Source organism: Achromobacter sp. GbtcB20, assembly GCF_019091095.1.
Classification (GTDB): domain Bacteria; phylum Pseudomonadota; class Gammaproteobacteria; order Burkholderiales; family Burkholderiaceae_B; genus Achromobacter; species Achromobacter mucicolens.
In genome coordinates, this window is record NZ_JAGXJZ010000017.1 from 13,460 (window position 1) to 40,283 (window position 26,824).

General features: G+C 66.8%; 23 protein-coding genes. 16 read left to right on the top strand and 7 right to left on the bottom strand.

The genetic code is table 11. The features are described from left to right. Positions 1-54 precede the first annotated feature (54 nt). The 9 genes from KVT32_RS20190 (at position 55) to KVT32_RS20230 (ending at position 8,218) form a co-directional block, all read left to right on the top strand. Positions 55-954 carry an alpha/beta hydrolase gene (locus KVT32_RS20190; protein ID WP_152382539.1) on the top strand — a complete coding sequence of 300 codons (900 nt, stop codon included), beginning with the start codon at positions 55-57 and terminating at the stop codon, positions 952-954. A 118-nt stretch (positions 955-1,072) separates the two neighbouring features. Further along, positions 1,073-2,005, top strand: coding sequence for an acyl-CoA desaturase (locus KVT32_RS20195; protein WP_056325670.1), 933 nt, complete (start codon positions 1,073-1,075; stop codon positions 2,003-2,005). Between the two features lie 2 nt (positions 2,006-2,007). After that, entirely contained in the window at positions 2,008-3,273 is a 1,266-nt protein-coding gene (locus tag KVT32_RS20200; protein WP_152382538.1) for an NAD(P)/FAD-dependent oxidoreductase, read from the top strand. Then, entirely contained in the window at positions 3,270-4,046 is a 777-nt protein-coding gene (locus tag KVT32_RS20205; protein WP_152382537.1) for a DUF1365 domain-containing protein, read from the top strand. Before KVT32_RS20200 ends, KVT32_RS20205 begins: the two co-directional genes overlap by 4 nt. Beyond that, on the top strand, positions 4,043-5,317 hold the full coding sequence (locus tag KVT32_RS20210; protein ID WP_152382536.1) for a cyclopropane-fatty-acyl-phospholipid synthase family protein: 1,275 nt from the start codon (positions 4,043-4,045) through the stop codon (positions 5,315-5,317). Before KVT32_RS20205 ends, KVT32_RS20210 begins: the two co-directional genes overlap by 4 nt. Next, positions 5,314-5,829 (top strand): DUF2878 domain-containing protein, encoded by a 516-nt coding sequence (locus KVT32_RS20215; RefSeq protein WP_227741301.1) that lies wholly within the window; start codon positions 5,314-5,316, stop codon positions 5,827-5,829. The genes KVT32_RS20210 and KVT32_RS20215 overlap by 4 nt, the downstream gene beginning before the upstream one ends. Beyond that, a complete protein-coding gene (locus tag KVT32_RS20220; RefSeq protein ID WP_152382535.1) occupies positions 5,826-6,593 on the top strand; it encodes a DUF1295 domain-containing protein in 768 nt (255 codons plus the stop codon). Before KVT32_RS20215 ends, KVT32_RS20220 begins: the two co-directional genes overlap by 4 nt. Positions 6,594-6,604: 11 nt before the next feature. Continuing rightward, positions 6,605-7,687 (top strand): cyclopropane-fatty-acyl-phospholipid synthase family protein, encoded by a 1,083-nt coding sequence (locus KVT32_RS20225; RefSeq protein ID WP_152382534.1) that lies wholly within the window; start codon positions 6,605-6,607, stop codon positions 7,685-7,687. Positions 7,688-7,699: 12 nt separating this feature from the next. Next, positions 7,700-8,218, top strand: a complete 519-nt coding sequence (locus tag KVT32_RS20230; protein WP_056325683.1) for a lipocalin family protein — start codon at positions 7,700-7,702, stop codon at positions 8,216-8,218. Between the two features lie 16 nt (positions 8,219-8,234). On the opposite strand, the gene KVT32_RS20235 is transcribed toward KVT32_RS20230, so the two are convergent. Together KVT32_RS20235 and KVT32_RS20240 are read right to left on the bottom strand one after the other, a co-directional pair. After that, the gene (locus KVT32_RS20235; RefSeq protein ID WP_056325685.1) at positions 8,235-8,504 is read right to left on the bottom strand and encodes a PAAR domain-containing protein; all 270 of its coding nucleotides are present in this window, start codon (positions 8,502-8,504) and stop codon (positions 8,235-8,237) included. 18 nt (positions 8,505-8,522) lie between these two features. After that, entirely contained in the window at positions 8,523-8,777 is a 255-nt protein-coding gene (locus KVT32_RS20240; RefSeq protein WP_063952630.1) for a hypothetical protein, read from the bottom strand. A 131-nt stretch (positions 8,778-8,908) separates the two neighbouring features. Between KVT32_RS20240 and tssA the strand changes: the two genes are divergently transcribed. Further along, positions 8,909-10,054, top strand: coding sequence for a type VI secretion system protein TssA (gene tssA / locus KVT32_RS20245; RefSeq protein WP_217618782.1), 1,146 nt, complete (start codon positions 8,909-8,911; stop codon positions 10,052-10,054). A gap of 21 nt (positions 10,055-10,075) precedes the next feature. Here the strand turns inward: tssA and KVT32_RS20250 are convergent, their stop codons facing one another. The 5 genes from KVT32_RS20250 to KVT32_RS20270 all read right to left on the bottom strand — a co-directional run bounded on the left by KVT32_RS20250 (position 10,076) and on the right by KVT32_RS20270 (position 17,907). Beyond that, on the bottom strand, positions 10,076-10,870 hold the full coding sequence (locus tag KVT32_RS20250) for an OmpA family protein (RefSeq protein ID WP_056325693.1): 795 nt from the start codon (positions 10,868-10,870) through the stop codon (positions 10,076-10,078). A gap of 3 nt (positions 10,871-10,873) precedes the next feature. Further along, positions 10,874-11,857, bottom strand: a complete 984-nt coding sequence (gene tagF, locus KVT32_RS20255; RefSeq protein WP_056325695.1) for a type VI secretion system-associated protein TagF — start codon at positions 11,855-11,857, stop codon at positions 10,874-10,876. After that, complete coding sequence (gene tssM, locus KVT32_RS20260) at positions 11,854-15,621, bottom strand: type VI secretion system membrane subunit TssM (RefSeq protein ID WP_254636955.1); 3,768 nt, start codon at positions 15,619-15,621, stop codon at positions 11,854-11,856. Before tssM ends, tagF begins: the two co-directional genes overlap by 4 nt. Positions 15,622-15,685: 64 nt before the next feature. Then, on the bottom strand, positions 15,686-17,053 hold the full coding sequence (locus KVT32_RS20265; protein ID WP_217618784.1) for a hypothetical protein: 1,368 nt from the start codon (positions 17,051-17,053) through the stop codon (positions 15,686-15,688). Beyond that, on the bottom strand, positions 17,053-17,907 hold the full coding sequence (locus KVT32_RS20270) for a M15 family metallopeptidase (protein WP_217618807.1): 855 nt from the start codon (positions 17,905-17,907) through the stop codon (positions 17,053-17,055). Before KVT32_RS20270 ends, KVT32_RS20265 begins: the two co-directional genes overlap by 1 nt. Before the next feature lie 189 nt (positions 17,908-18,096). Here KVT32_RS20270 and KVT32_RS20275 point away from each other — a divergent pair, with 189 nt between their 5' ends. Genes KVT32_RS20275 through KVT32_RS20300 form a run of 6 tightly spaced genes read left to right on the top strand, consistent with a single transcriptional unit; the run spans position 18,097 to position 26,776 of the window. After that, complete coding sequence (locus KVT32_RS20275; RefSeq protein ID WP_146177817.1) at positions 18,097-18,972, top strand: hypothetical protein; 876 nt, start codon at positions 18,097-18,099, stop codon at positions 18,970-18,972. 58 nt (positions 18,973-19,030) lie between these two features. Continuing rightward, positions 19,031-21,919, top strand: a complete 2,889-nt coding sequence (locus KVT32_RS20280) for a type VI secretion system Vgr family protein (RefSeq protein WP_217618785.1) — start codon at positions 19,031-19,033, stop codon at positions 21,917-21,919. A 5-nt stretch (positions 21,920-21,924) separates the two neighbouring features. Continuing rightward, entirely contained in the window at positions 21,925-22,905 is a 981-nt protein-coding gene (locus tag KVT32_RS20285; RefSeq protein ID WP_152382530.1) for a DUF4123 domain-containing protein, read from the top strand. Next, positions 22,898-23,677, top strand: a complete 780-nt coding sequence (locus tag KVT32_RS20290) for a DUF3304 domain-containing protein (RefSeq protein ID WP_217618786.1) — start codon at positions 22,898-22,900, stop codon at positions 23,675-23,677. The genes KVT32_RS20285 and KVT32_RS20290 overlap by 8 nt, the downstream gene beginning before the upstream one ends. Before the next feature lie 20 nt (positions 23,678-23,697). Further along, on the top strand, positions 23,698-24,480 hold the full coding sequence (locus KVT32_RS20295; protein ID WP_217618787.1) for a hypothetical protein: 783 nt from the start codon (positions 23,698-23,700) through the stop codon (positions 24,478-24,480). After that, positions 24,470-26,776, top strand: coding sequence for a phospholipase effector Tle1 domain-containing protein (locus KVT32_RS20300; protein ID WP_217618788.1), 2,307 nt, complete (start codon positions 24,470-24,472; stop codon positions 26,774-26,776). The genes KVT32_RS20295 and KVT32_RS20300 overlap by 11 nt, the downstream gene beginning before the upstream one ends. The last annotated feature ends 48 nt before the right edge of the window (positions 26,777-26,824 follow it).

The window sequence follows — 26,824 nt, forward strand, 5'->3', positions numbered from 1 at the left end:
GCATCCAAACCGGGCCTGCCCGCGTATAGAGGGTGTTCCGTTGCGGAGTGCCCCATGTCTTCCTGGATTGCCGCTGGCCCGCGTGGCCTGCTTGCCATCGTGGCCGTGGCCGCGCTGGCCCTGGGCCTGCTGGCCGCCTGTTCGCCATTGACGCTGCTAAACGGTGCGGTGCCCGAGGACGGCAGCGACGTCACGGCGGGGCTGGCTTACGGCACCTTGCCGCGTCAGCACCTGGACGTCTACCGGCCGACGGACGCCACGGGGGCGCCCGTGGTGGTTTTTTTCTACGGTGGCGGCTGGCGCAGCGGGGAACGCGCCGACTACCGGTTCGTGGGCGACGCGCTGGCGGCGCGTGGCATGGTGGCGGTTGTCGCCGACTACCGTCTTTATCCCGAAGCCGGCTTTCCGGCTTTTTTGCGCGACGCCGCCCTGGCGGTGGCGTGGACCCAACGCCATATCGGCGACTACGGCGGCGACCCGGCGCGTGTCTTCGTCGCCGGCCACAGCGCCGGCGGCTACATCGCGGCCATGCTGGCGCTGGACAAGCGCTGGCTTGCCGCCGCCGGTTCCAGCCCGGCGTCGCTGGCCGGCTGGATCGGGCTGGCCGGCCCCTATGACTTCCTGCCCATCGAGGCGCGCGGCGTGCGGCCGGTGTTCGGCTATCCGGACACGCCCGCCGATTCCCAACCCATCCATCACGTCAGCCGCCACGCGCCGCCGGGCCTGCTGCTGACGGGCGCCGCCGACACCACGGTCGACCCGCGCCGCAACAGCGTCGGCCTGGCGGACGCCTTGCGGGAGGCGGGAGCGTGCGCGCGGCTGGTGCAGTACCCCGACCTGGGTCACAAGCTGCTGGTGGGCGCGCTGTCGCGGCCGCTGCGCTGGCGTGCGCCCGTGCTCGACGACGTCAGCGCGTTCGTCAGCCGTCCGTGCCCCTCCGCCGAAGGAGAGTGACCCTGCGATCGCTGGCGATGGCAACGCCGTCGGTCGCGTGTTGCGAATAAGGGTTTCCACCTATGCATCCGATGCCGCGCCGCGCCCGTATATCCCCACACGTTTCACACAGGACAGCATGATGCGCTCCGTTCTTACCGGCTGGACCGCCTCGATACGACGCTGGGTCGATACGCAGGCGCAGGATGCGCCAGGCGGCGACCCCGATCGCATCGACTGGACCCGCGCCTTGCCTTTCGCCTTGTTGCACGCCGGCTGCCTGGGCGTGCTGTGGACCGGCGTGTCCCCGGCCGCGCTGGCGCTTGCGGCGGCGTTGTATGCCGTGCGCATGTTCGCCCTGACCGGCTTCTACCACCGCTACTTCTCGCATCGCACGTTCCGTACCTCGCGCGGCATGCAATTGGTCTTCGCCGTGCTGGGGGCGTCGTGCGCGCAGCGTGGACCGTTGTGGTGGGCGGCCCACCATCGTCATCACCATCGTCATGCCGACGACGCCCAGGACCTGCATTCGCCGCGCCGCCATGGCTTCTGGTGGAGCCACATGGGCTGGTTCCTGACCCGCCGCGCCTTCGCCACCGACATGGCGCGGGTGCCCGACCTGCGCGGCTACCCCGAACTGCGCTGGCTCGACCGCTTCGACGCGGCGGTGCCGCTGGCGCTGGCGTTGGGGTGCTACGGGCTGGGCGCGCTGCTGGCGCGCGTGGCGCCGGGCCTGGGCACCGATGGGCCGCAGATGCTGGTGTGGGGCTTTTTCATTTCCACCGTGGCGCTGTTTCACGCCACCGTCACCATCAATTCGCTGGCGCACCGGTACGGCAGGCGGCGCTACGACACCGCCGACGACAGCCGCAATAACGCCTGGCTTGCGCTGCTGACGTTCGGCGAGGGTTGGCACAACAACCATCACTTTTATCCGGGCTCGGCGCGCCAGGGCTTTCGCGCCCGCGAGATCGACATCACCTGGTACGGCCTGCGCCTGCTGGCCGCCGCCGGCCTCATCTGGGATTTGAAGGGCGTACCGGCCTGGGCGCTGGCCGCCGCCAAGGAGTGAACATGCGCATCGCCATCATCGGTTCGGGCATCTCGGGACTGGTCTGCGCCTGGAAGCTGGGCCGCGATCACGAGGTCACGCTGTACGAGGCCAACGACTACCTGGGCGGGCACACGCATACGCACACGGTCGAACAGGACGGGCAACAGTACGCGGTTGATAGCGGATTCATCGTCCATAACCCGCTCAATTACCCGCATTTCACGGCGTTGCTGACGGAACTGGGCGTGGCGTCGCAGCCCACCACCATGAGCTTTTCGGTGCACAAGGAGGCCAATGACCTGGCCTACAACGCCACCTCGCTGGACACGCTGTTCTGCCAGCGGCGCAACCTGGTATCTCCACGCTTCCTGGGCATGGTGCGCGACCTGATGCGCTTTTACCGGGAGTCGCCCGCGCTGTTGCGCGCGCCGGAGCCAGGCCCCACGCTGGGCGAATACCTGGCGCAGCACCGCTATGGCGACGCCTTTCGCACCGATCACCTGATTCCGATGGCCTCGGCGCTGTGGTCGTCGCCGGCCTCGCGCATCCTGGAATTTCCGGCGCGCTACCTGGTGCGGTTCATGGCCAACCACCAGATGCTGCGCATCAGCGGCCGTCCGCAATGGCGCGTGGTGCAGGGCGGGTCGCGATCCTATATTGACGCGATGCGCCAGCGGTGGACGGTGCGCGAGCGGCTGAACTGCGCCGTGCGCGCCGTCAGGCGTCTGCCGGGCGGCGTGCAGGTGGCGACGCGCGAGGGCCTGGAACATCACGACGAAGTGATCTTCGCCTGCCACAGCGACCAGGCGCTGTCGCTGCTGGCCGACCCGACGCCGCAGGAACGCGAGGTTCTGGGCGCGATCACCTACCAGGACAACGACGTGGTGCTGCACACCGACGCGCGCCTCCTGCCGCGCCAGCGCAAGGCGTGGGCCGCCTGGAACGCCTACGTGCCGGCCGACCCCGAGGCACCTTGTTCGGTCAGCTACTGCATGAATCTGCTGCAGGGCATCACGTCGCCGCGGCCCTTTATCGTGACGCTGAACCGCAGCGATGCGATCGATCCCGCGGCGGTGCTGGCGCGCATGCGTTATCACCACCCTGTGTACACCCACGAATCGGTGGCCGCGCAGGCGCGCCGCGCCGAGATCTCGGGACAGCGGCGCAGCTGGTATGCGGGCGCCTATTGGGGATGGGGCTTTCACGAAGACGGGGTGGCGAGCGCGCTGGACGTGGTGCGCGGCATCCAGGAACAGCCGGGGGTCTGGGCGCGGGAGGCGGCATGAACCTGCAAAGCGCCGTCTACGAAGGCCGGGTCACCCACCGGCGCCACCACCCGCATGCGCACGGCTTCGGCTACCGCATGGCGCAGCTATACCTGGACCTGGACGAGATCGGCCAGGTGTTCCAGGACCGCTGGCTGTGGTCGGTGGAGCGGCCCAATCTGGCGCAGTGGCGCCGGGCCGATTATCTTGACGCCGCCGAGGGCCTGCCGCTGGCGCAGGCGGTGCGGCAGCGCCTGCGCACGCAGTTGGGCGACGTGCCGGCCGGGCCCATCCGCCTGCTCGCGCATCCGCGCTATGCCGGCTACGTCTTCAACCCCGTGAGCTTTTATTACTGCTTTGAAGCCGACGGCCGCACGCTGGCGGCGATCGTGGCGGAGATCACCAATACCCCTTGGAAGCAGCGCCATTGCGTGGTGCTGCCCGCCGCCGCCGCCGAGCGCGAGGGCGGCGTGCTGGCCTGGCGCTTTGACAAGCGCTTTCACGTGTCGCCCTTCATGCCCATGGACTGCGCCTACGACTGGCGCTTCAACCTGCCCGCCGACGACCTGCGTGTGCATATGCAGGTCAGCCGGGAAGGCGTGACGCAGTTCGACGCGCACCTGAGCCTGCAGCGCCGCGCGCTGGACGGCGCGGCGCTGGCGCGCGTGCTGTGGCGCTATCCGCTGATGACGCTGCAGGTCGTCGGCGCGATCCATTGGCAGGCGCTGCGCCTGTGGCTCAAGCGCAATCCCGTCTACGACCATCCCCGCACGCCCAACGGAGAACCGCAATGAAACCCATGACGTCCTCGGAACATGCCTCGATCGCGGCCAGCCGCCCCGCCACGGCGCTCGACCGCCTGTTGCGCCAGCGTCTGTTCGCCAGCCTGGCGGCGCTGGACCACGGTCAACTGCTGATCGAGGACTGCCTGGGCAGCGCCACGCTGGGCCGCGGCGAGCCGCTGGTGCGCCTGACCGTCAGCGACCTGGGGTTCTACCGGCTGGTGGCCGCGCAAGGCAGCGTGGGCGCGGGCGAGGCCTATGGCGATGGCCTGTGGCGCTGCGACGACCTGGTCGGGCTGGTGCGGCTGCTGGTGCGCAACCGCGACACGCTGGACGCCATGGAGTCGGGACTGGCGCGGCTGGCCGGCTGGGCGCTTCGGCGCTGGCATGCGCGCAATGCCAACACCCGCGAGGGCAGCCGCCGCAACATCGCCGCGCATTACGACCTGGGCAATCCGTTTTTCTCGCTGTTTCTTTCCGGCGACCTGATGTATTCGTCGGCACTGTGGGCCGACGGCGACGACACGCTGGAGGCGGCGTCCCATCGCAAGCTGGACGCAATCTGCCGCAAGCTGGCGTTGCAGCCGTCGGACCGCGTGGTCGAGATTGGCAGCGGCTGGGGCGGCCTGGCCATCCACGCCGCCCGTCATTACGGCTGCCATGTCACCACCGCCACGCTGTCGCGCGAGCAGCATGACCTGGCGGTCGAGCGGGTGCGGGCCGCCGGGCTGCAGGACCGCGTCAGCGTCGTGCTGCGGGACTATCGCGACCTGCAGGGCCAGTACGACAAGGTGGTGTCGGTGGAAATGATCGAGGCTGTCGGCGCGAATTTCCTGGAAGCGTATTTCGCCAAGGTCGCCAGCCTGCTCAGTCCGCATGGCCGCGCGCTGATCCAGGCCATCACCATCGAAGACCACCGCTACGAGCAGGCGCTGGGCTCGGTGGATTTCATCAAGCGCCACATCTTTCCGGGCAGCTTCATTCCGTCCATCGAGGCGATGCTGCGCGCCAAGACCCGCGCCTGCGACCTGGCGCTGGTGCACCTGGAGGACTTCGGCCTGTCGTACGCGCGCACGCTGCAAGCCTGGCGCGAGCGCTTCCTGGCGCGGCAGCCCGAGGTGCGGGCGCAAGGTTTCGATGCGCGCTTTTGCCGCTTGTGGGAGTTCTACCTGGCGTACTGCGAAGGCGGTTTTCGCGAGCGCTCCATCGGCGTCGCGCACCTGCTGCTGACGCATCCGCAGGCGCGCCCCGAGGGCGAACGCTGGCTGCGGGAGGATGCATGATGCGCTTCTGGGCCAACCTGATCGGCTACCAGCTCGTCTGGTTCAGCGCCGTCATCGGCGCCGGCCGCGGGCTGGCCTGGCCGGGCGTGGCCGCCGCCGTGGTGTTCGTCGCGGCGCAACTGGCGGTCTCGGCGACGGCGCGTGCCGACTTCAGACTGGCGGCCGCCGCCGTGCTGTGCGGCCTGGTGCTGGAGGGCACGCTGTCCGCGTTGGAATGGGCGCGGTACGCGGCCGACGCCTGGCCCGCGCCGCTGTGGATCCTGGCGTTGTGGGCCGCCTTTGCGCTGACGCTGAACCACTCGCTCGTTTACCTGCGTTCCCGGCCGTGGCTGGCCTGCGTGTTCGGCGCGGTGGGCGCGCCGCTCGCCTATTGGGGCGCCGCCCGCGGCTGGCAATCGGTGCAATTTGAACCGCCCGCCTGGCGCGCCACCGCCGCGCTGGCGGCGGGCTGGGCGCTGGCGTTGCCCGCGCTGACGGCAGGAGCGAGGCGATGGACCCGGGAGGCATCATGACGATCTGGCAACAATGGTCCACCATCGCGATCGTGATGATCGCCGCCATGGCGCTGGCTTGGGGCTGGCAGCGCCGCCATGCCAACGCGGGCATCGTGGACGTGGTGTGGGCGCTGGGCATGGGCGCTTCGGCCTGGCTGATCGCGGCCACCGGCGAGGGCAGCGGTGCCGCGAGGCTGGCCCTTGCCGTGATGGCGGGCGTGTGGTCGCTGCGGCTGGCGTGGCACCTGTGGCGCCGCGTGCGCGAAGGCGAAGACGGCCGCTATCGCGCCTTGCGCGAACACTGGGACGGCCATCAGGGCAAGTTCTTTGGCCTCTTCATGTTCCAGGCCGGGCTGGTGATGATGTTCTGCCTGCCGTTCCTCGCGGTGGGCGTCAGTCCCGCGCAGGGCTGGCCCGTGGCGCTGGGGCTGCTGATCTGGCTGGCCGCGCTGTCGGGCGAGGTGATCGCCGACCGCCAGCTCGACCGCTTCCGCGATAACCCCGCGAATCGCGGCAACACTTGCAGGCGGGGCCTGTGGCGCTACTCGCGGCATCCGAACTACTTCTTCGAGTGGTGCCATTGGTTCGGCTACGTCGCCCTGGCGTGGGGTTCTCCGCTGGCATGGCTGTCGTGGCTGGGGCCGGTGCTGATGTTTGTGTTCCTGCGCTGGATCAGCGGCATTCCGTTCACCGAGCAACAGGCGCTGCGCACGCGCGGCGACGACTATCGCGACTATCAACGCCGCACGCCGGCGTTCTTTCCCTGGTTTCCGAAACGCTGACGAGGCATACCATGACGACCGCCATCCTGAACGACTCTCCCTTGGCCTCCGACCGTCCGGCGCCAGGCCTGCTTGGCCTGGCCGAGCGAGGCCTGCTGCCCGATGCGCTCCTGCGCCTGGGCATGCGGCGCCTGTGCGCCCAGCGCCTGGCGCAGGAATACGCCGGCGGCATCGAGGCCTGGACCGAACGCGACCGCCAGCTGATCGCCAGCCTGCGCGCCAGCGCCGTCGCCATCCATACCGACGCCGCCAACGCGCAGCACTATGAGTTGCCCACTGCGTTCTTCCAGCTGTGCCTGGGCGCGCGCATGAAGTATTCGAGTTGCTATTACCCGACGGGCCGCGAAACGCTGGACCAGGCCGAAGACGCGATGCTGCGCCTGTATGGCGAGCGCGCCGGGCTGGCCGACGGCCAGGACATCCTGGAGCTGGGTTGCGGCTGGGGCTCGTTGACGCTGTGGATGGCCGAACAGTATCCCAACGCGCGCATCACCGCGGTGTCCAATTCGGCCACGCAACGCCAGCACATCGAGGCGCAGTGCCGCGCGCGCGGCTGGAACCACGTGCGCGTGGTGACCTGCGACGTCAATGTCCTGTCACTGCCCGGCGCCGCCTTCGACCGGTGCGTCTCGGTGGAAATGTTCGAGCACATGCGCAACTACCAGGACCTGCTGGCGCGCATCTCGCAGTGGCTGCGGCCCGGCGGCAAGCTCTTCGTGCACATCTTCGCGCACCGCGAGCGCGCCTATCCGTTCGAGACCGATGGGGCCGGCAACTGGATGGGACGGCACTTCTTCACGGGCGGCATCATGCCGTCGGCCGATACGCTGCTGCATTTCCAGCAAGACCTGACGCTTGAGGAACGCTGGTTTCTCGACGGCACGCATTACGCCCGCACCGCCAATCACTGGCTGGCTAACCAGGACGCCCGTGCGGAACCCGCGCGGGCGGCGTTGGCGCAGGCTTACGGCGCACCCTTGGCCGGCTTGTGGCATCAGCGCTGGCGCATGTTCTGGATGGCGTGCGCCGAACTCTTCGGCTACGACGACGGACAGCAATGGGGCGTGGCGCACTATCGATACACGCGGCCCTGAGGAGAAACGATCATGTTGCGAACCCTGTGTATCGGCGTGACGGCCCTCTTGGCCGGCTGCGCGTCGCCGCCGCCCATGCCGCCGGTGGCGCAGGTGGACCTGGACCGTTTCATGGGCGACTGGTATGTGATCGCGCACATTCCCAGCTGGCCTGAGCGCAACGCCTATGACGCCGTGGAAAGCTACCGGCTGTTGCCGGACGGCCGGGTGCAGACGGATTTCCGCTATCGCGATGGCAGCTTCGATGCGCCCATCGACACCATGCACCCCGTGGCGACGGTGCGGCCCGGCACCGGCAACGCGGTGTGGGGCATGCAGTTCATCTGGCCCATCAAGGCCGAGTACGTGATCGCCTATCTGGACGAGTCATACCAGACCACCATCATTGGCCGGTCCAAGCGCGACTACGTCTGGATCATGGCCAGGGTGCCATGCCTGGACGACGCGGTGTACGCCGACCTGCTGCGCAGGGTGACGGCGCTGGGCTATACGGAAGCGCCGCGCAAGGTGCCGCAGCGCTGCGACCGGTGAGGTGTCCTGCGCGGGGTCAACCGTATTCCAGCTGATAGAAACTCTGGCTGGCGATGAGCGTGGCGCCGCAGGATGTGCGCATGCCTTCCAGGGCGGTCAGGCGGTCGGAGCCGACGTTCTGCACGCCTTCCACGATGGTGTGGTTGTCGCCGCATTTGGGGCAGGTGACGCGGTCGCCGACCCGTGCCATCGGTTGGCCAAAGATCACGACGGTTTCGTCGCCGGTGACGACGACGCCGCCGTGCGAGGTTTTATCGCCCTTGCGGATGACGGAACGTTGGGACATGGTGCGCGAGAGTCAGGTTTATAGATACGTGCCATCCGGCGCGAGCCGCGCGGGGCCGGCCACGAAGGTGCCGTCCGGCGCCATGCGCACCGGCCCGCCGCCGCCCTTGTAGCTGCCGTCGGGCGCGCGTTGGGGCTTGCCGGCCACATAGGTCCCGTCGGGCGCGCGGGTGATGGGGCCTTCTCCGCCCACGTACGATCCATCGGGCGCGCGGCGCGGCGTGCCGGCGATGAAGTGTCCGTCGGGCAACATACGAATGGTCTTCGACGTCATGAATGCTCCTTGGGGATGAGGGCAAATCATAACGAAGCATCGTGATGCGCCTTGTAATAGGACGTGTCATCTTTGAACGTTACACGTAAGCGGATGTGGCATGATTTGCGCCTACAACAGCCCTGACGCCTATGACCGACATCAACGCCCTGTTGCAACCCATTCCCGGCGACACGCCTTGCGGCGTGGACCTGGTGTTCTCGCCCGAGTTCGACGCGATACGCGAGGCCCGCCGGCATGACGACCCCCAGCTCGACCAAGGCGACTGGGTCATCGACCTGAAAGAGGCCGATTGGCCCGAGGTGACGCGCATCTGCACCACCGTGCTGCGCGACCGCAGCAAAGACATCCGCATCGCATCGTGGCTTGCCGAATCCTGGGCCAAGACCCGCGGCTTCGCGGGGCTGCGCGACGGCTACCTGCTGATCGACGGCCTGTGCCGCAACTATTGGGACGGGCTGCACCCGGTGCCCGAAGATGGCGATGTGCAGCAGCGCGTGGGCAATCTGGCGTGGCTGTTGTCGCGGTCGCAGCAACTGATTGGCGAGATCCCGCTGACGCAAGCCGACGGCGCCCGCTATGGCGCGGTGCTCTGGGAGGCGGCAAGCCAATTGGCCAATGCGGTCAAGCGCACGCCCGACAACGCCCACGAACTAACACGCGGCAAGCTCACGCTGGACCGCTTCGATGCCGCGCGGCGCGACACGCCGCCTTCTTTCTATTCGGAGCTGGACGCGCAGCTGCAAGGCTGCGCGCAGGCGCTGGATCAACTGGAACGCACCCTGGATGCGCAACTGGGCGATGAAAGCCCGGCGTTCTCCCGGGTGCGCGAGGCGCTGCGCAACGTGACCGAACTGGTGCACCGATTTGCGCGCGATGCGGGCCTTCTGGTCCGTAAGGACCTTGCCGCCGCACCGGCGCCGGCCGCGCCCGCCGCCCCTGTTCGTGTGGAGCCCACATTGACTGCCGCCGATCACTTCGATGACGCCGCTGCGTCGGGCGCTCCGGGCGCTGCCGCGCCGCTGCACGCCGTACCGACCGCCACCGCCCGCGGGCCCATCCAGACCCGCGAACAGGCGCTGGCGCAGTTGCGGGACGTGGCCGAGTTCTTCCGCCGCACCGAGCCGCACAGCCCGGTGGCCTACCTGGCCGACAAGGCGGCAAGCTGGGGCGAGATGTCGTTGCACCTGTGGCTGCGCACGGTGGTCAAGAACGACGAGACGCTGTCGGGCCTGGAAGAATTGCTGGGCATCAAGAAGGCCGGCGACGGCAACTGAGCGCACCGCCGCCACCCCTGACTACCGCGCCGCCCGGAACTCGATACGCCGGTTCTTGGCGCGGCCTTCCGCCGTGGCGTTCGTGGCCACCGGCTGATCCGGGCCCGCTCCCATCGCTTCGAAGCGCGACGCAGGCAACCCCTTGTCCACCAGATAGTCCCGAACCGCGTCCGCACGCGCCTGGCTGAGCGCCAGGTTGGTGCTGCGGCTGCCGGAGCTGTCGGTGTGGCCGATGATCTGGATCTTGTCGGCGCGCAGCTTGGGCACGGTGTCGGCCACGCGATCCAGCAATTCCCGGCCGCGCGTCGTCAAGCGGGTGCTGCCGGTCTCAAACTCCACCACGCGGTTGGTCAACAGGTTGTCCAGCACATCCTGCTCATCCTTGCCGGCCGACACGCGCAAGCCGTTGACGATCTTGTACGTCGGGTTCAGCGACGTGGCAAAGTTGCTGGCGATCTGTTGGCGCGAGGCTTCGTTGTCGACCTCGCCCCGCAGGCGGATCTGCGTGCCGTCGATTTCCAGCTGGCCGCGGTTGATCTGCTTGAGCGGGCTGTCCAGCAGCTTGCCCACGTGTTGGGACCAGTTCGGGGGGGCCACCACGCCGCCCACGTCGATGCGGTCGATGACGTTGCCCACGCCATAGACCTTTTGCAGCCGCGCCAGCACATCGGCCTTGGTGGCCTCGTCGGGCACCGCGCCGCTGGCCACCACCTGGCCGGGTTGGGGAATGACGTTGGCGGGCACGACCGTGGCGGCGTCCTGGGCGTGGGCCGAGAATGCCAGCGAGGCGGCCAGGACCAGAGTAAGCGTACGCATGTCCTAGGCTCCGATGAAAACTTCGCGGAACGTCTCCAGCGCCTGGCGCAAGGAGAGCCGCGGTTGATCCAGATAGCTCGCCAGCTTGGCCAGCCCGTGGCTGGCGCTGACGTGATCGCGCACCCACGGCGCGTCTTCCAGCACGATGTAATGCTGCGACAGCGCCTGCGGGGTGGATAGCAGCGTTGCCAGCGTGCGCGGCGAGGCGCCGCGAAAGCCCACCACCAGCCGATGCTTGCCGGCGATGCGCCCGATGAAAATGGCGATCTCGAAATCGGCGCGTGTCAGGAATGGCGCGATCAAGGTCATCCAGTAGCTGGCGACCAGATTGATGTAGAGCGGATCGTCCGGCAGCGGCAGCGCAAGCCCGGTGTCCAGCTGCGATGAGCCGCTGGACATCACGGGCGTGAGCAGGATGCCCAGCGCCAGGACGATGTCGTGCATGCTGGCCGCGTGTCCGTTGCCGCGCAGCATGGCCTCGACGCGTTCGATCGTCTGAAGGTCGATGAAGGCATCGAAGCCGTCGTCGGCGGCGGTGCGGATCTCGCCTTCCAGGTCGTTCAGCGTTTGCAGCGCGGGCGCGGGGTCGCCGTCGTGCATGAGCTGCGCCGCCGCCGTGCCCATGCGATTCCACATGCGGCTGAAGGCGAGCGGGCTGCGCGCGATGAAGTCCAGCGGACGGGTCACTTCCACCGACGTGGCGGTAATGAACGGAAAGCGCCGGCCCGATTGGTCGCGGCTGGGCTGCAGATGGCCGGCGATGGCCAGCTTGCCGCGCGAGCCCAGCACGGCAAAGGGAACGGGCTGCGCTTCGTCGTACAGCGTCTTCCAGTGCGGGTCCTGCGCCAGCACCTCCATGGTGTTGGCCACCCACGCATCCAGCGTCGCCATCAGCTGCGGGTGCGAGGTATTCTTGACGAAATCACCCCGGGACGGAATCTTGCCAAAGTAAGCCGTACGGAACATGGGAGACTGCGGATTGCTCATTGCTGCGCTCCGGCAGGCGTCGGGGCGACGGAGGGTTGAGGGGACGTGCCGGCCACCGTGGCGGGCAGGCGCAGGTTGCGCAGGCCCTGGCTGCCGGGCTCGGCGCCGCCGGCGCTGGCGGCTTGCGCGTTGCTGATGATGCGCAGACGGACGGGCACGGTGATGTTGGATTTGCTCCAGCTCATCTCGAAGCTGCCGTCCGGGTTGGGCTTGCGCTGCGCGCCCGAGATCAGGCGTTCCAGGCCGAAGCGGCCGGGTTCGTTGACCACTTCCACCACGGTGCCGTCAAAGGCGGTGGCCGTGATGCGCGCGCCCGGCGCGCCCTGCGCGTTGGGCCATACGAAGTTCACCCATTGCGCCGGCGTGTTGCGGTAGCGCAGCTGCTGGCCGTCGATCTCGATGGTGTATTCGGTCACGCCGCCGGCGGGCCTGGGCTGGATCTGGAACAGCGTCTGCGGCTGGCTTGCCGCGCCCGATCCGGCTGCGCCGCCGGACAGCGGCGCCACCCACTGGGCAAAGTTCGCCGTGAAGGACGGTTGCAGCTCGATGCCCATGTCGCCCCAGGTGCGCGCAGTCAGGATGTCGCCGCGACGCACGGTCAGCGGACCCAACGTCTCGTTGACGTACTTGGCGATGCTGCCCTGCGGGCCGAAGATCTGCCCGATTTCTTCACCGCTGGCCTCGATGCCGGCCTTGGTCGAGAACGGATACTTGTCGGCCAGCGTCTGCGTGAAGGGCTGGTACACCTGCGCGTTCCAGACCTTGTTCAACTCGGTCTGGGCAGGTTGCATCGCGACGGCGTAACCCTGGATCAGCGGGCGCACCAGCAGCGGACGGAGCGTCTCGCGCTGCGCGGGCGTCAATCCCGCCAGCATCTGCTCATCCACCAGCTTCAGCGCATCGGCCAGTTCCGAATCCTTGCCTTCCAGCGTCTGGCGCATCAGGAGCAGCGCGCCGGGGCCCGGATCGCCCTGGTTGTTGATGAGGTTAAAGCGCGTGCGGATCTTGGACAGCGCATTCATGTAGTTGCCCAGCAGCGACTGGTTGTCGCGCGTGACAACCAGTCGCGCCACGTCGGAGAACTCGCGGCCCACCGGTCCCATCGGCATCTGTTCGCCACCCGGCGCGACTTCCGTGGGCTTGGGCTGGCCCTGGCGCAGGATCACTCGCTTGAACCACGCGACCACGCCGGTCTGCGCCTGCGAAAGGCCGGTGTTGATCAGCGACGGGTTGTCCCAGGAGGTCTGCTCGTACGTCGTGTTGATGAGCTTGACCAGCGGCGAGTTCTGCGGATCGCCAAGGCGGTTCATGCCTTGCACCGCCTGTTCGAAGCTTGAGAAAGGCTTGATCGTGACGCCGCGCAGCATCTTCTGCCACTCCTGCGCGTACTCCGTCTTGTACATCGTGGCCAGGCTTTTCTGGATCTGCTCGGGGCTGCCTTCCAGCGTGAGGTCGTCGCGCGCGTTCACGCCCAGCACCCAATCGCTGGTCTGGACTTCCTTGCGGGCGGCTTCGCCGATGGCCGGTTCAATGTATTGCTCCCAGGCTTCCCGCGTGAACGTGCCCGGCACCGCGTAGCTGCCCGCGACCACGGCGGCGTCGGCCTCGCCCATGATGCGCGCCACCGTCATCGCGGGGAAGCGGGTCGCGGCGCGCGCCTTGAGCGTGGCGTAGGCGCGTTCGCGCGCCGGCATGCCCTGCATCACGCTGCGCAGGTTGCCGCGCGTGCGCTCGACCATGGCCAGGTTGGTTTCGATCTGCGGCCAGTCGCTGTCTGCCGCGCGCGCAACGTAGAACGAGATCAGCCGTTCGGCGCTGCGGATGAGCTGGTCGCGCGGCATCGCGCCCCGGTTGGTTTCCAGCCAGCCGCGCCAGAAACGCGTGATCTGATCCGACAGGTGCGTCGGGTCCACGTGTTCGCGGTTGGCCATCATCAGGTACGTCTTGAGCGCGTTGTAGGCGTCGTCGACGTTGGTGGGCGAGGCGTCCTGGAACAGCGTGTCGCCCGCGTTCGCGCGCACGGGTTGCGCCTGCGCGGGTGCGGTGGCGGGGCGCTCGCCGGAAGCGGCCGCCTGCGATACGTCCACGCGTCCCAGATAGTCCTCCAGGCTGGCCTTGACGGGCGCCAGCATGAATTGACGCAGGCCGTTGTAGTACTCGGCAAGCAGGCGCTGCTTGAGCACATCGCCTTGATACAGCCCCAGGCCCAGCGACAGCGGCCGGCTGGCGGCGTAGCGGTCCAGCTGTTCGATGCGGTCCTGCAGGATCTCCATCGCTTCCAGGCGGCTTTGCAGGTCCGTGCGCTCGCTCTGCAGGCGAACGACCTTGTCCAGGTCGGCCTGCACGTTGGTGGCCAGTTGCCGGTTGCCCAGGTAAGACCAGCTCCATCCGCCCAGCACCAGGCCCAGCGCCAGCACCAACCCGAAGAAGGTCAGGTAACGCATGCGGACCTTGTTCGGACTGGCGTGCTGGCGCACCAGCTTCTTGTCCGCAAAGATCACGTTGGAGAACAGGTCGCGCAGGAAGAAACCGTTGTGCGAACTGACGCCGCGCGCGGGCTCGCGGTTGGCCGGGCGCAGCGTGAAGCGTTCGGCCAGCTTGTCGGTGGACGTGCTGCGCGATGCGCCTTCCTGCAGCGCGCTGGTGAAGTAAAAGCCGCGGAACACGGGCTTGTACTGAAACGGATTGGTCTCGAACAGCGTCGACAGAAACGTGCGCAGCGCCGGCTTGATGCCCGCGAATTCCAGCGGGAACGTCAGCAGGCCCGGGGGCAGGGCGGCGCTGCGGCGCAGCGACATCTGCGCCGTGCCCATTTCCTTGAGCCCTTCGTACAGTTCGTCGAAGCGCTCGTCGAACAGCGTCAGGACGTCGCGGCTTTCATCGGCGCCATAGGGCAACGTGGCGCCCCAGACTCGATCGCGCTCGCGCGCATCCGCGTCGGCAAAGAACTCCGAAAAGCCGGCGATCAGGTCGGCCTTGGTGAAGATCACATATACCGGGGCAAACACTTCCAGCCGGTCGGTCAGTTCCTGAACGCGCTGGCGCAGATTCTTGGCCAGGTTGATCGCGAACTCGGGGCCGGCATCCGTCAGTTCACTGATGCTGGCGGCCACGATGATGCCGTTGATGGGCGCCTTGGGGCGATGGCGCTTGAGCAGGTCCAGAAAGCTCATCCATTCGTTGCGGTCTTCTTCGTGCACCGAGTAGCGGCCCGCGGTGTCCAGCAGGATGCCTTCCGTGGTGAAGAACCAGTCGCAGTTGCGCGTGCCGCCCACGCCGCGCACCGCTGCGCCGTTCTTGTCTGCAAAGGGGAACTGCAAGCCGGAATTGATCACGGCGCTGCTCTTGCCGGCGGCAGGGTTGCCGATGACGATGTACCAGGGCAGCTCGTACAGCGCTTCGTTGCCGGAGGTCTGGCCGATCTTCGATGTCTTGATGGTGCGCACGGCATGCGTCAGCCGGGTGCGCAGCGCCTCGATCTCATTGCGGTTGGCGGCGGGGCTGGCGGCCGCGCCCGTCTGCACCTGCTGTTCCAGCATGTCGCCCAGCTTCTGGTTGGCGCGCCGCGCCTTGCGGCGGCGCCACAGGTAGGTGCACAACCACAGAAACAGCAGCACGCCCAGCAAGGCCCCGGCCCACACCATGGCGATCTGCATCGTGTCGGCAAACAGGAACAGGAACACGATCAGCGCAATCAGGCCAATGGCCATGAAGGTGCGCGGGTTGGCGAACACGCGAGCGCTCCAGTAGCGGAAGTCGCTCATGGCGCTGGAAAATCGAGAAAACAATCCTGATGGGCTACGCATGGTTTTCGCTGTTGTTATGGGGTCAGGCGGTAGCGCTGGCGGCGGGCAGGGAAACCAGTGCCGCCGAGCGCAATACGGGGTCTTGCAGGGTAAGGGTCAGTACCGGCTGGGCGTACTGCATGCAGGCTTGCCCGGCCACGGCCAGCGTCAGCAGAGAGGCGGCCACGCCGGTATGGCCACAGGCAACGCCAACCGACTGGCAGTCCTTGGCGGCGTCCAGGTGACTGAAAAGTTGTGACGCGATGTTGATCGGTTCTAGCGGGCGGCTGCCCCGGTGGTCGGCATCGCTGATGACGTGGATGACGCTGTCGGGCGCGACGTCCGCGCGTTGCAGCAGGTCTTGCACGGTCTGCGCCAGCGGGGCTTCGGCCTGCGCGCCGCGCGCGTCGGCCTGCTTCTGGCGGCGCAGCACGGGCGACAGGGCCACGCGCAGTGGGGCATCGGTGCCGGCCGGGCCCAGCAGCAGGCCGGCGGCCGCTTCGCCCGGCACGCGGCCTTGCGGATTGGCGGGGGTCAGCAGTGTCGACATGCCATCCCACATTGCCACTTGCTCGGGATCGATATAGCCGTCGCCAGCCAGCACGATGCGCCAGGGCTCGGGCGTCTGCGCGTCGTGCGGGGCCGTCGCCAGGTCGCGCAGCAGGCCGTCGGCTGCCATGGTGTCGCGCGCCTGGTGTTGCGCGACGCTGATGCGGCTATCAGGCCAGACGCCGGCCGCGGCCTGAATCTCCTGGCACGCGCGTTCTCGCGCCGCGTCCGGCCAATCGGCCGGCAGGACGAGCTCCACGCGCAGCAGGGGCCAGTCCTCATCGCGGGCGGGCACATCCAGCGCGGTGACGTGGCGATGCGCCTCGTGGGTGAGCGTGCGGGCGACGTCGGCCAGCAGGGACGTCACGCGCAGGGTTGCCGTGCCCGTCGCCTCGGGCGGCGCGCCGCGCTCGCGGGCGGCGGCGTACAGCGCAAGGTCGTTCACGCCCGGCACGCGCGCGGCGAAGATTGGATAGCCCTGCGGCGTTTTCAGTTCGGCATCCAGCTCGGGACGCTTTTGTGCCGCCAGCGCCTCGGCGATGGCGGCGGTGTCGTCGCCGGCGGCGGCACGCGCCGCCACGGCGGCCACGCGCAACTGGACAAGCTGCGCGGGCGCGTGCGCCGGCATTTGCGCCGCCGGCGTGGCGGCGTCCGCGCCAGGCTTGGGCGCGCGTGCGGCACGCAACGCGCGCGCCCCGAGCCACAGGGCCGCCAGCATCGCCAGGGGCAGCGCGAAGAGATACAGCCCGATGTCCACGCCGGTCGGCAGCGTGCGGGATTCCTGCCACCAGATGATGACGGCCAGCCACACCACGGCGAACAGCACCAGGACCAACAGGCCTTTCTTGACGACGCGGGCCATCACTTGGCGCCCTCGCGAGCGCGTTGCATGACCCCGGGACGGCGCAGCTCGACGTGGCCGAAGTCCATCATCTTCCAGCGGCCGCCCCACGTCAGGCCGACCAGTTCGGCGGTTTCGCCAAAGAGTTCATAGCCGCGCATGGCCCAGGGGTCTTTTTCAGAGATGACGATCTTGCCGTCGCGGAAGAATGCGCTGTCGGCGGCCAGGCCATATTGGTGATAGCTCTGGAACGCGCCCGCGTTCGTCACGTGCGTGCCCATGCCCGCCAGCTCTTCCTGCCGCTCGGGGCTGCGATAGCCCTCGATCAGCGCCATTTCGTACCCATGCTGTTCACGCATGATGCGATACGCCAAGAGCAGGCGCTGGCGGAAATCCGCATCCAGCAGATCCCAGTTGCGGCTTGCGCCGCCCAGCTTCGGACGCACCAATTCCACTTCGCGGGTGGTGAATGCGTCGGGGGGCAGCGGGGCGGGCGGCGCCAGCCTTTCGCCCTCCAGCAAAGCCTGTATCCGGCGGTCCGGACCGGCCGTTTGGGTGCTGTAAACGAATGTGTGATTGTGTCGCATGAAGAAAGCAAAAAGTGACGGAAGCATTACAACTGTCAGCCCGATTGCAACTTGCCAGCGATACCTTCCGACCCAATCCTTCGACGCGTTCATGCTGCTGCGCAGCACGCCCGCCGTCCCGCCAACTGCCCCGCCCGCGTGGGTCGCGCCACGCGTCGCACCCCGCGCCACGCCTTGTACGCAGGCGCGCAGACCCCGGGCTGCGCCGTGGCGCAACGCGGGAAAAAAAAGGAGAGCGGAGACGCCCACCGCCAGTAAAAAATACAGGGGCAGTAGCAGCAACAAAATAGGTCCCTCATGTGAAGGCGTAATCTTTTGTTCTATTCGCGCACGAGGCAAGTGCTCGGGCGTTGCAAGTAGCGTCCGACCCTTAGGAATCGTAACAAGGAGCGATGATCGAAACGGATCGATCGGGTATTCTCGGCGGGCTTGGTTACAGGGGGGCTGCACACGCCTCCTGCTGACACGGGAATCCGCATGGCAGAAGACAAACAAGAATCTCGCCCTACGAAGACCGCGCCGAGTTTGCTCAGCGCCACGGCGTCCTCGTCACGCGAGATCGAATCGGCGCGCATTCTTGCGGCGCTAGAGGGGCGCGTACCGCAAGCCGAGGTCAAACATCTTGCGCCGCCGCGCCGCCGCGCGGGGCGGTGGCTGGCGCTGGCGCTGTTGCTGGCCTTGCTGGCTGGCGGCGTCACCTGGTTCATTCATGAAGAGGGCGCGGCGCCCATGACGGCGCAAGCGCCGGCGCCCGCCGTGGCGTCGGCCGAGCGCCCCGTCTCCGCGCCGCCGCAAGCGTCTGGCGCGGCCTCCGCGGCAGAGACGTCGCTACCCTCTGTGTTGGACACGCCGCCGGCGGTCGCCGCCATCGTTGACGAAGCGCCGCCCGCGCGCGATGCGAACATCGGCCGAGGCGACCCGGACCCGCTGGGCGAACCGACTAATCCGCTGTCTGTCCTGGCCATGACGCCGCCGCCAGCGGCCGCGCCTGCGCCTGGACCCACGCGTCAGGCAGCCGAACAGCAACGCGCGCGCCAGTCTGGCGCGCCGCAAGCGGCCAAGCCCGCCAGCAACACGCCGCGCACTGCCGCCAAGCAGTCGGATACCGACGCCGCCTTGCTCTCGGCATTGATGAGCTACGGGCTGCCGCCCGCGTCTCCGCCGGGCACGCGCGTCTACAAGTCCGACGGCGTATTCATCCGCGAGATGCCCGGCTCGCCGCTGGCCGACCGGCTGAAGGCGTGCCGCAAACTCAGTTTCATCGAAGGCGAGCAATGCCGCCTGCGCGTGTGCGCGGGGCAGTGGGGCACGGCCCCGGAATGCCCAACGCCGCAAGCCAACGTCGAACCCTGAATTCGCATCGCCCGGAGCGGGCGAGTGTCGTCAACGTCTTCCAAGAGGTTTTTGTTCCATGGCTGTCAACGCAAGCAGCGGCAGTTTCAGCGCCGAGACCCGCCTTTTCCGGCTGGACGGCGAAGGGGCGATGTCGTCCTTGCAGGTGGAAGGCTGGGCCGCGCGCGAGGGGCTGTCGACGATTGGTCAGATGCGCGTGGTGGCGCTGGCCGAAGATGCCGGGCTGGACCTGAACGACATGATCTCGCGCCCGGCCACCTTGTGGACCACGTGTGCGGACGGCACCGAAACCGGGCGCAGCGGCGTCGTGCGCGAGGCCGAGATGCTGGGCGGCAATCCGGGCATGGCGCGGTATCGCCTGACCTTGGCGCCGTGGCTGTGGCTGGCGACGCAGCGGCGCGAAAGCCGCATCTATGAAAGCCAGCCCGTATTGGACATCGTGCGGCACGTGCTGGATACCTACCCGGGCTACACATACAAGGTGTCCGCCGAGGTAGAGACGCATCTGGCCGATCTGCCCGCGCGTCCCTACACCACGCAGTATCGCGAAACCGATTACGACTTCCTGTCGCGGCTGTTGGCCGAGTCCGGCCTGGGCTGGACCACCGTCGAAGACGACAGCGCGCCTGCGCGCCACGCGGTGCTGATCTTTGCCGACAGCCGCACGCTGGCCGAGGACGCCCAGTCCGCCGGCGTGGGCGTGCGCTTTCAGCGCGCGCACGCCACCGAATCGCAGGACGGCGTGCAGGTATTCGCGCGGCGGCAACGCCGGGGCGTGGAACGCGTCACCGTGCTGGGATGGCATGCCAGCGGCAAGCATGCCATTTCGGGCCAGGCCCTGGCGGGCCCGGCCAGCGGGTCCGATGACGAGAGCGCCGGGCTGGAATGGTTCGAGCCGCTGGGCCACGGCGCCTTGCTGAATCAGGCGCATGCGCAGTTTCAGGCCACGCTGATGATGCAGGCGGTGCAGGCAAGCGCGGAAACGTTCGTGGGGCGCGGCAATGTGCGCACTTTCCGGTCGGGAACGCGGTTCACGCTGCAGGACATGTCGCCATTGGGTCCGTCCGGCGAGGCGGGTTTCGAACCGGTCTTCGTGCTGGATCTGCTGGAGCAGGTGGGCGTGAACAATCTGCCTGGCCAGGCTGATGCCGGCATGGCGGGAATGCGGGGCGCGCTGGATGATTTTCTGCGCTTTGACGACGAGACCGTCGCGCACGCCGCGGACGGGGATGCGCCTGCGCGCAGCGACGCATTCCTTGACCAGGCGCAGCCCGATGCCGCCGTGCTGGCGCGCGCGCACGACGTCGGCTATGCAAACCGGTTCCGCGCCGTGCGTTGCGACCGGCCCTGGCGCGCCGCCTTCGCCGCGGGGCGCGGCGCACGGCTGGCGGGCGCGCCGTCGGTGGTGGGCGTGCACACGGCCATCGTCACCAACGCCGAAGGTTCCACCGAGGCCCGTGGCGAGGACGAGATCTACCGCAATGCACGCGGCGATGTCCGCGTGCGCTTTCATTGGCAGGCGGACGGCGCGGGCCTGGCAAAAAGCCGATGGGCGCGCGTGGCGCAGCGCCAGGCAGGCGCGGGGATGGGCATGAGCTTCGTGCCGCGCGTCGGCCAGGAAGTGCTGGTGCGGTTTCTGGATGAAGACATCGACCAGCCCCTGGTGGTGGGCGCGCTGTACAACGGACGCGGCGAGGGCGGCATTCCCTCCACGCCCGGCGGCAGGGCCGGCGAACCGATGAACACCGACGTGTACGCCGCCGCCTTGGACGGCAAGCCCAGTGCGCAGGCCAACCTGGCCAGCGGCAATGCGCCTGCCTGGCATGGCGCGGCCGGTGGCGACGAACAGCATCGCAACGCGGCCGCGCTGAGCGGCTTCAAGAGCAAGGAATTCGGCGGCGACGGCTACAACCAGATCGTGTTCGACGACAGCGATGGCCAGCTGCGCATGCAGATCAAGACGACACAGGCCGCCACGGAGTTGAACCTGGGCCACTTGATTCACCAAAGCGGCAACTATCGCGGCAACGTGCGCGGCGTGGGCGCAGAGCTGCGCACGGATGCGTTCGGCGCGGTGCGCGGCGCAGGCGGCGTGTTGCTCACGACCTATAACGCGGGCGGCAGCGAGCCGGCGGGCGAGGCCGCGGCGCCTTTGACGCTGGCCGGGCAGGCCGACATCATGGCGCAGTCGTTCGATGGCGTGGTCGGCGCCCACCAGGGCGTGCGGCTGGCGTCCGCGCGCGGCACGACGTCCGAAGGCGCCAGCCGCCTGGATGGCGAACGCGCGCCGCTGGCCGCCATGACGCACGCCGTGTCCGGCACCGTGGCCGGCGAGGTGCTGGGCGGCGCGGCGGGCGATGCCTCGGCAAAACATACGGACGTGGTGGACGGCAAGGTGCCCCACCTGACGGACCCGCTGGTGCTGATGGCGGGCCGCGCGGGCCTGACGCAAGCGGCCGGACGCAACCTGCAGGTGGCGGCGGGCGAACTGGTGCATTGGTCTTCCGGGCAGGACCACAACCTGGCCGTCATCGGGTCGTTGCGCGTGCATACCGGGCAGGCGCTGGGAATCGTGGCCGGAGTGCAGCAGGGCGGCGCGGAATCGGGCCTGGATCTGATTGCGGGCACGGGCGATGTGGAGGTGCTGTCGCAGCACGATGTGCTGACAGTGCAGGCGCAGCAGGACCTGCGCATGGTGAGCGCCAACGCGGGCATTGAGTACGCGTCGCCCACACGAATCCGCATCGCCAACGCGGCGGGCGCCAGCATCGTGATCGAAGGCGGCAACATCACCGTCACCGCCCCGGGCCGTATCGACGTCAAGACCGGCAACAAGCAATTTGCCGGCCCGACGCAGATGCCGTATCCGCTCCCCCAATTCACCGTCTGCAAGACCTGCGTCCTGGACGCCCTGGAGAGCGTGCAGTCCATCACCGACAAGGCATGACGGCGATGCACTATTCCTGGCAGGACGCGCTGCTGTCCACATTCGCAGAATTGCCCCATCACCGGGGCCCGTATGGCGAGGCCGCGCGCGCGTATGTGATCGTCGACTTCCGCGGCCATCCGGATCTGCTGGCGCGGCTGACCGCGACCGAGGACCTGAGCTTCGGCTCGGTGTGGGCGCAGACCGGGCTGGACATATACGGCGACGTGGCGCCGCTGCTGATCGAAGTGGACGGCGCCTCGCAAGGCGTGCTGCGCGGACCGCGTCACGGGGATTTCAGCACCGTGCTTGTGCGCGTGCTGGAAGCGCTGCACGAGCGCGCCGCAGGCCGCTACGCGATGATGAGCTTCGCGTCGGCGGTGCCGCTGGAGAAGCTGATCGCGCACTTTGGCGCGTTCTGCGACTACGCCTTGCCGGATGCCAGCGAGTTCTTCCTGCATTGGTACGACAGCCGCATCCTCGCGCGCGTGGTCCAGGTCTGGACACCCGAGCAGCGCGCGCGTTTCGCGGCGCCGTTGATCACGTTGCGTTATGCGCTGCGAGATGGTTCGCAGGGCGAGCTGGCTGGCACGGGCCGGCTACCCGCGGCGCGGCCGGACGGCATCGAACGCTTCACGCCCGAGCAGCACCAGATGCTGTTCGATCTGGACTACCCGGACAAGCTGGCGGTGCAGTTGCGCCGGCTTTATCCGAACCTGCTGCCCGGCAACCCCGATCAGGACGCCCTGGTGCCGCGCGTGCAGGCGCAATTGGAACGCGCGCGCGCTCACGGCGTGGCGGGGGATAAGGACACGTTCGACTATGTTGCGTGGGGCGTGGCGATCTCGCCGCGCTTCGATGAGCATCCGGCGATCGCCGACGGGCTGCGTGCGTATCGGGCAAACGCAGAAGGCGGGCTGTCGAAAGCGCTGGAAGGCGTGCCGGACGCGGTGTGGGATGCGGTGCAGGCACGGCATCGGGCGGGCCGGGATGGCGGCGATGCGTAAAGCATTGGTCGGCATGCTGCTTTGGCTTGGCCTGTTGAGCGGGTGTAGCGCCGAACCGACTTATCGGGGGGTGAGCGTGATCACCTACAACTACACGCCCTGGGATCTGGAATCCGTTCAGATCGCTGATGCGTTTGGCGGGATGGCCGCGAGCGGGATGATTCCATCAGGTGGTGGCGAGGGAAGTGTCTCGTGTTGCTACTCGCTGAAAGGTACTGACTTCACGATCAAGTGGAAAGGTGGCGACGCAGATTTGATGCGCAAGCACATGTACGACGGAAGATTCGATGACGTGATCTTTACCAAAGAGACGCAGGCGCGCCTGCAAGATCAGGAGCTTCCTCCCGGCGATGGGCCCGTCATATTGGAATTGCACATCTATCCGGACGAGCACATGGAGTTGGCCCTCAGCCGTCAATTGTTGGGGCAAGTCAGAATTCCCATCGTTGAAACCGCGCGCTGGCTATACAAGCATCACAAAGAGGAACTGGAGAATTACAGAAGCATTCACGAGCTGAGATACGTGCTTGCGAAGGTGACAAAACAGGCTTGGATGCGTTATCGGATTGAAGACGAAGGGGACATGCGCGGCTATATGTATATGTACTTCGTCGTCGCTTCGGACTTCGACAAGGATTCGAAGCTTGCAGCGTTGTTGATGGATCCGAACAGAAAGCCGGGCGATCTGGGGCGGGCGGTGTCCAAGCTAACCATGGACAGGCTCGCGCAGATCAAGGCGGCGGGAACAGCGCCCGGAGGCAAGGGTGTCTGATGACAATTTGGGAGCAAGGAATGCGTAAGGGCTTGATCGGGGTACTGCTGTGGCTGGGCCTGTTGGCGGGGTGCAATGGCGAACCCACGTACCAGGGTGTCAGCTTCATCGCGTACAACTACACGCCCTGGAATCTGGAGCCGGTTAGGCTGAGTGACGCATCGGGCAACGTAGTCAGTTCAAGTACGTTGGTGCCGGGCGGAGGCGAGGGACGGGTTTCCTGCTGCTACACATTTAAGGGGACTGACTTTACGGTGAAGTGGAGCGGGGGGGACCCTGATTTGCTTCGCAAACATCTGTTCGACGACAAGTTCGACGATCTGTTGTTCAGGAAGGAAACAAAGGTGCATTTTCCCGCTACCAAGGCGCCCGACGGAGATGGCACGCTTTATCTCGAATTGCATATCTATCCTGACGAGCATATGGAGCTCGCGCTGAGTCGCAATCTGACCGGTCAAGTCAGAATTCCAATCGTGGAAACCACGCGATGGCTGTACGGGAAGTACGGCGCCGAGTTGACCGGCTACGAAAACGCGACCCAGTTGAAGCATGTTCTCGCAAAGGTCACCCGGCAGGCCTGGACGCGGTATCGCATTGAAGAGGCCGAGGACATGCGCGGCTACATGTATCTCTACTTTGTCGTGGCCTCGGATTTTGACAAGCAGGCCGAGATCGCGAAACTCTTGAAAGATCCGAATCGCAAACCGGGTGATTTTGGCCGTGCCGTGTTTGCCCTGCCGAGCGAAAAGATTGCACAGATCAAGGCGTCCGGCACGCCTCCTGGAGAGAAGAATGTCCAGTGATCAAATTCCTGAAGTCGACAGAACGCCCGCTTCAGTCTTGAAGGCCATGGCGGCTAATGAGGCCGCCTATCCCAAGGATTCCTGCACCGAGTGCGGTATCACTTTGCGGATGGGCTTCTTTTTCGATGGCTTCGGGCGGAACAAGGATATCGATAAGGAGAATCCGACGTTCCTGTCGAATGTGAGCAGGCTGTGGATGGCCCACTTCAGCGAAGACGACGAAAACAGGCCGAACAAGCAGCACTGGTTTCCGTTCTACTACTCGGGCCTTGGCGTCGAGCTGAACGAGAGCGCAAAGGCTGACGTCGTTGTCCGCGCGCTGACGATTGCTGGAGGAAAAGTGGCCGACAAGGCGATCTCCAGCGCGCAGGACGCGGCAAAGAACATCACGCGTCTTGATGAAATTCCGGATGTGGATGCCACGGGACGCGCAAAGAAGGCTGTCCAGCAATCCATCAAGGATGGGTCCTTCCACCCCATGGTGAAGGCATACAAGGACGTCGTGAAAGACGTCCAGTCGCTTCCCGAGAAGACGGTAAGAATCTGGAATGCGCTGGATCCCGAGCGAATCCGCAATCGCGCACAAGCCACCTTGCGCGGCTTCTGGTCGGATTTCAAGAAGAATCCGCTGAAGGTTGCCTGGACGGCGGGAAAGAACGCTGCCAAAGCTACATTGCTGGAGGGCGTGCCGGTCGTGCGGGACAATGCCGCCGTCGCCGAATTGATGGGAACCGGTGTTGACACGCGCCTGGACGCGGCCAGGCGTCAGTTCGAGGAAGCCTATCAGAAGGCAAACGCGGGTACGGAAAAGGTCGTGCGTATCGAGATCTGCGTTTTTGGCGCGGATCGTGGCGGGGTCATCGCCAAGCAATTCGTCAACGATATCGTCAAGAAGTACAAGCGCCGCCACGACACCGACCTGGCCATCATCGGAAAAGACGGTGCCCCGGACGCGAAGATTGTCATTCGATTCCTGGGACTGTTTGACAGTGTCGCTTCCATCATGGAAGAAAACTGGTTCCTTGAGTTAATTCCCTTCACGGACCTGATCAAACAGACGCACAAGGATCGCACGCTGACCATACCCGCAGCCGTGGAGAAGGCCGTGCATTTCGCCGCGGCGCATGAATTGCGCCGCAATCAGCGGCTGGACTCCCTGGAAAAGACGCGTGGCCTGCAGTATCTCTATCCGGGCTCGAGCGGTGACGTGACCGGCGTGGCCCCAATGGGATCGCTGGGCACTCGCGCGTCGCTATCCCGGGTTCCATTGCGCGAAATGATGAACCTGGCGCTCGCGCACGGCGCTGCGATGTATAGCATGGAGAGCATTGCGTCCCGGGATCAGGTGCTGTACCGGATGCTGAGCCTGGCCGGCTCGATCGAAGATGAAGGACAGACCTATCACGTCCAGGAACTGGTCGATGCCTACCGCGAGATCGTCAAATACGAACCCGGCTGCGATTTCGCACCGCACATGGAAGTTTTCCTGCGGTGGCTGGCGGTGCGTTATCAGGACCCCGTGTTTCGCGCCGGGATGTCGGATCCCGCAGAGGCGTGGATCAAGGACCGGGACTTCTTCACCCCGGAGCAGGAGCTCATCGAAGAGCGCAGGCGATTGAGCATGCTGCCGCGGGAGGAGCTTGCCAAGCCCGAGACGACGGCGCGCGCGCGCGAACTGGAGGCGCTGGCCAATGAGCGCCGCGAACGGGCCAATGCCAGCCGGGGCGAAGCGCCGCCGCAGCGCTTCCTGCCGCTGTGGGAGCGCCTGGAAGAAGAGTACAAGGGGCTGGAAGAAGCCGAGCGCCAGGATGCGGCGACGGAGCAGCGGCGTCAGGACATGGAACGCAACCAACCCGAGCAGCTTCGGGCCATGGAAAGATGGGAGCAGGAGGCGGTCGTCATGGAAAACATGCGCCTTGGCAGAAAGCCGGGCGACCCAGATTATGTGGAGAAGCTGCCGGACCCCTTCGCCGACATGAAGGCCGATCGCGCCATGCAGCGGCGTCTGCTGACCGCATGGCGCGATGCGCGGGACGGCAAAACGCAATTGCCGCCCAAGGTGATGACGCTGTTCGACTGGCTGGTGCACGACGCGATGCTGAGCAGCTGGCCAGACCATCTGCTGGCCAGCACCCGCATGTATTTCCGCGTGCGCGACAAGGATGTGTTCGCCAAGACCGACGCGAAGGCCGAGATGGAACAGCGCGCCAAGGATATGCGCAACGCTGAGAAAGTGGAGGCGATGGCTGCGCGCAACGAGCAGAACATCCGGCAGATGACGCCCGCGCGGCCCTGAGCGGCGGCTCGTTGTTGATGGAAAGACGGCCCTGCAGAGCAGGGCCGT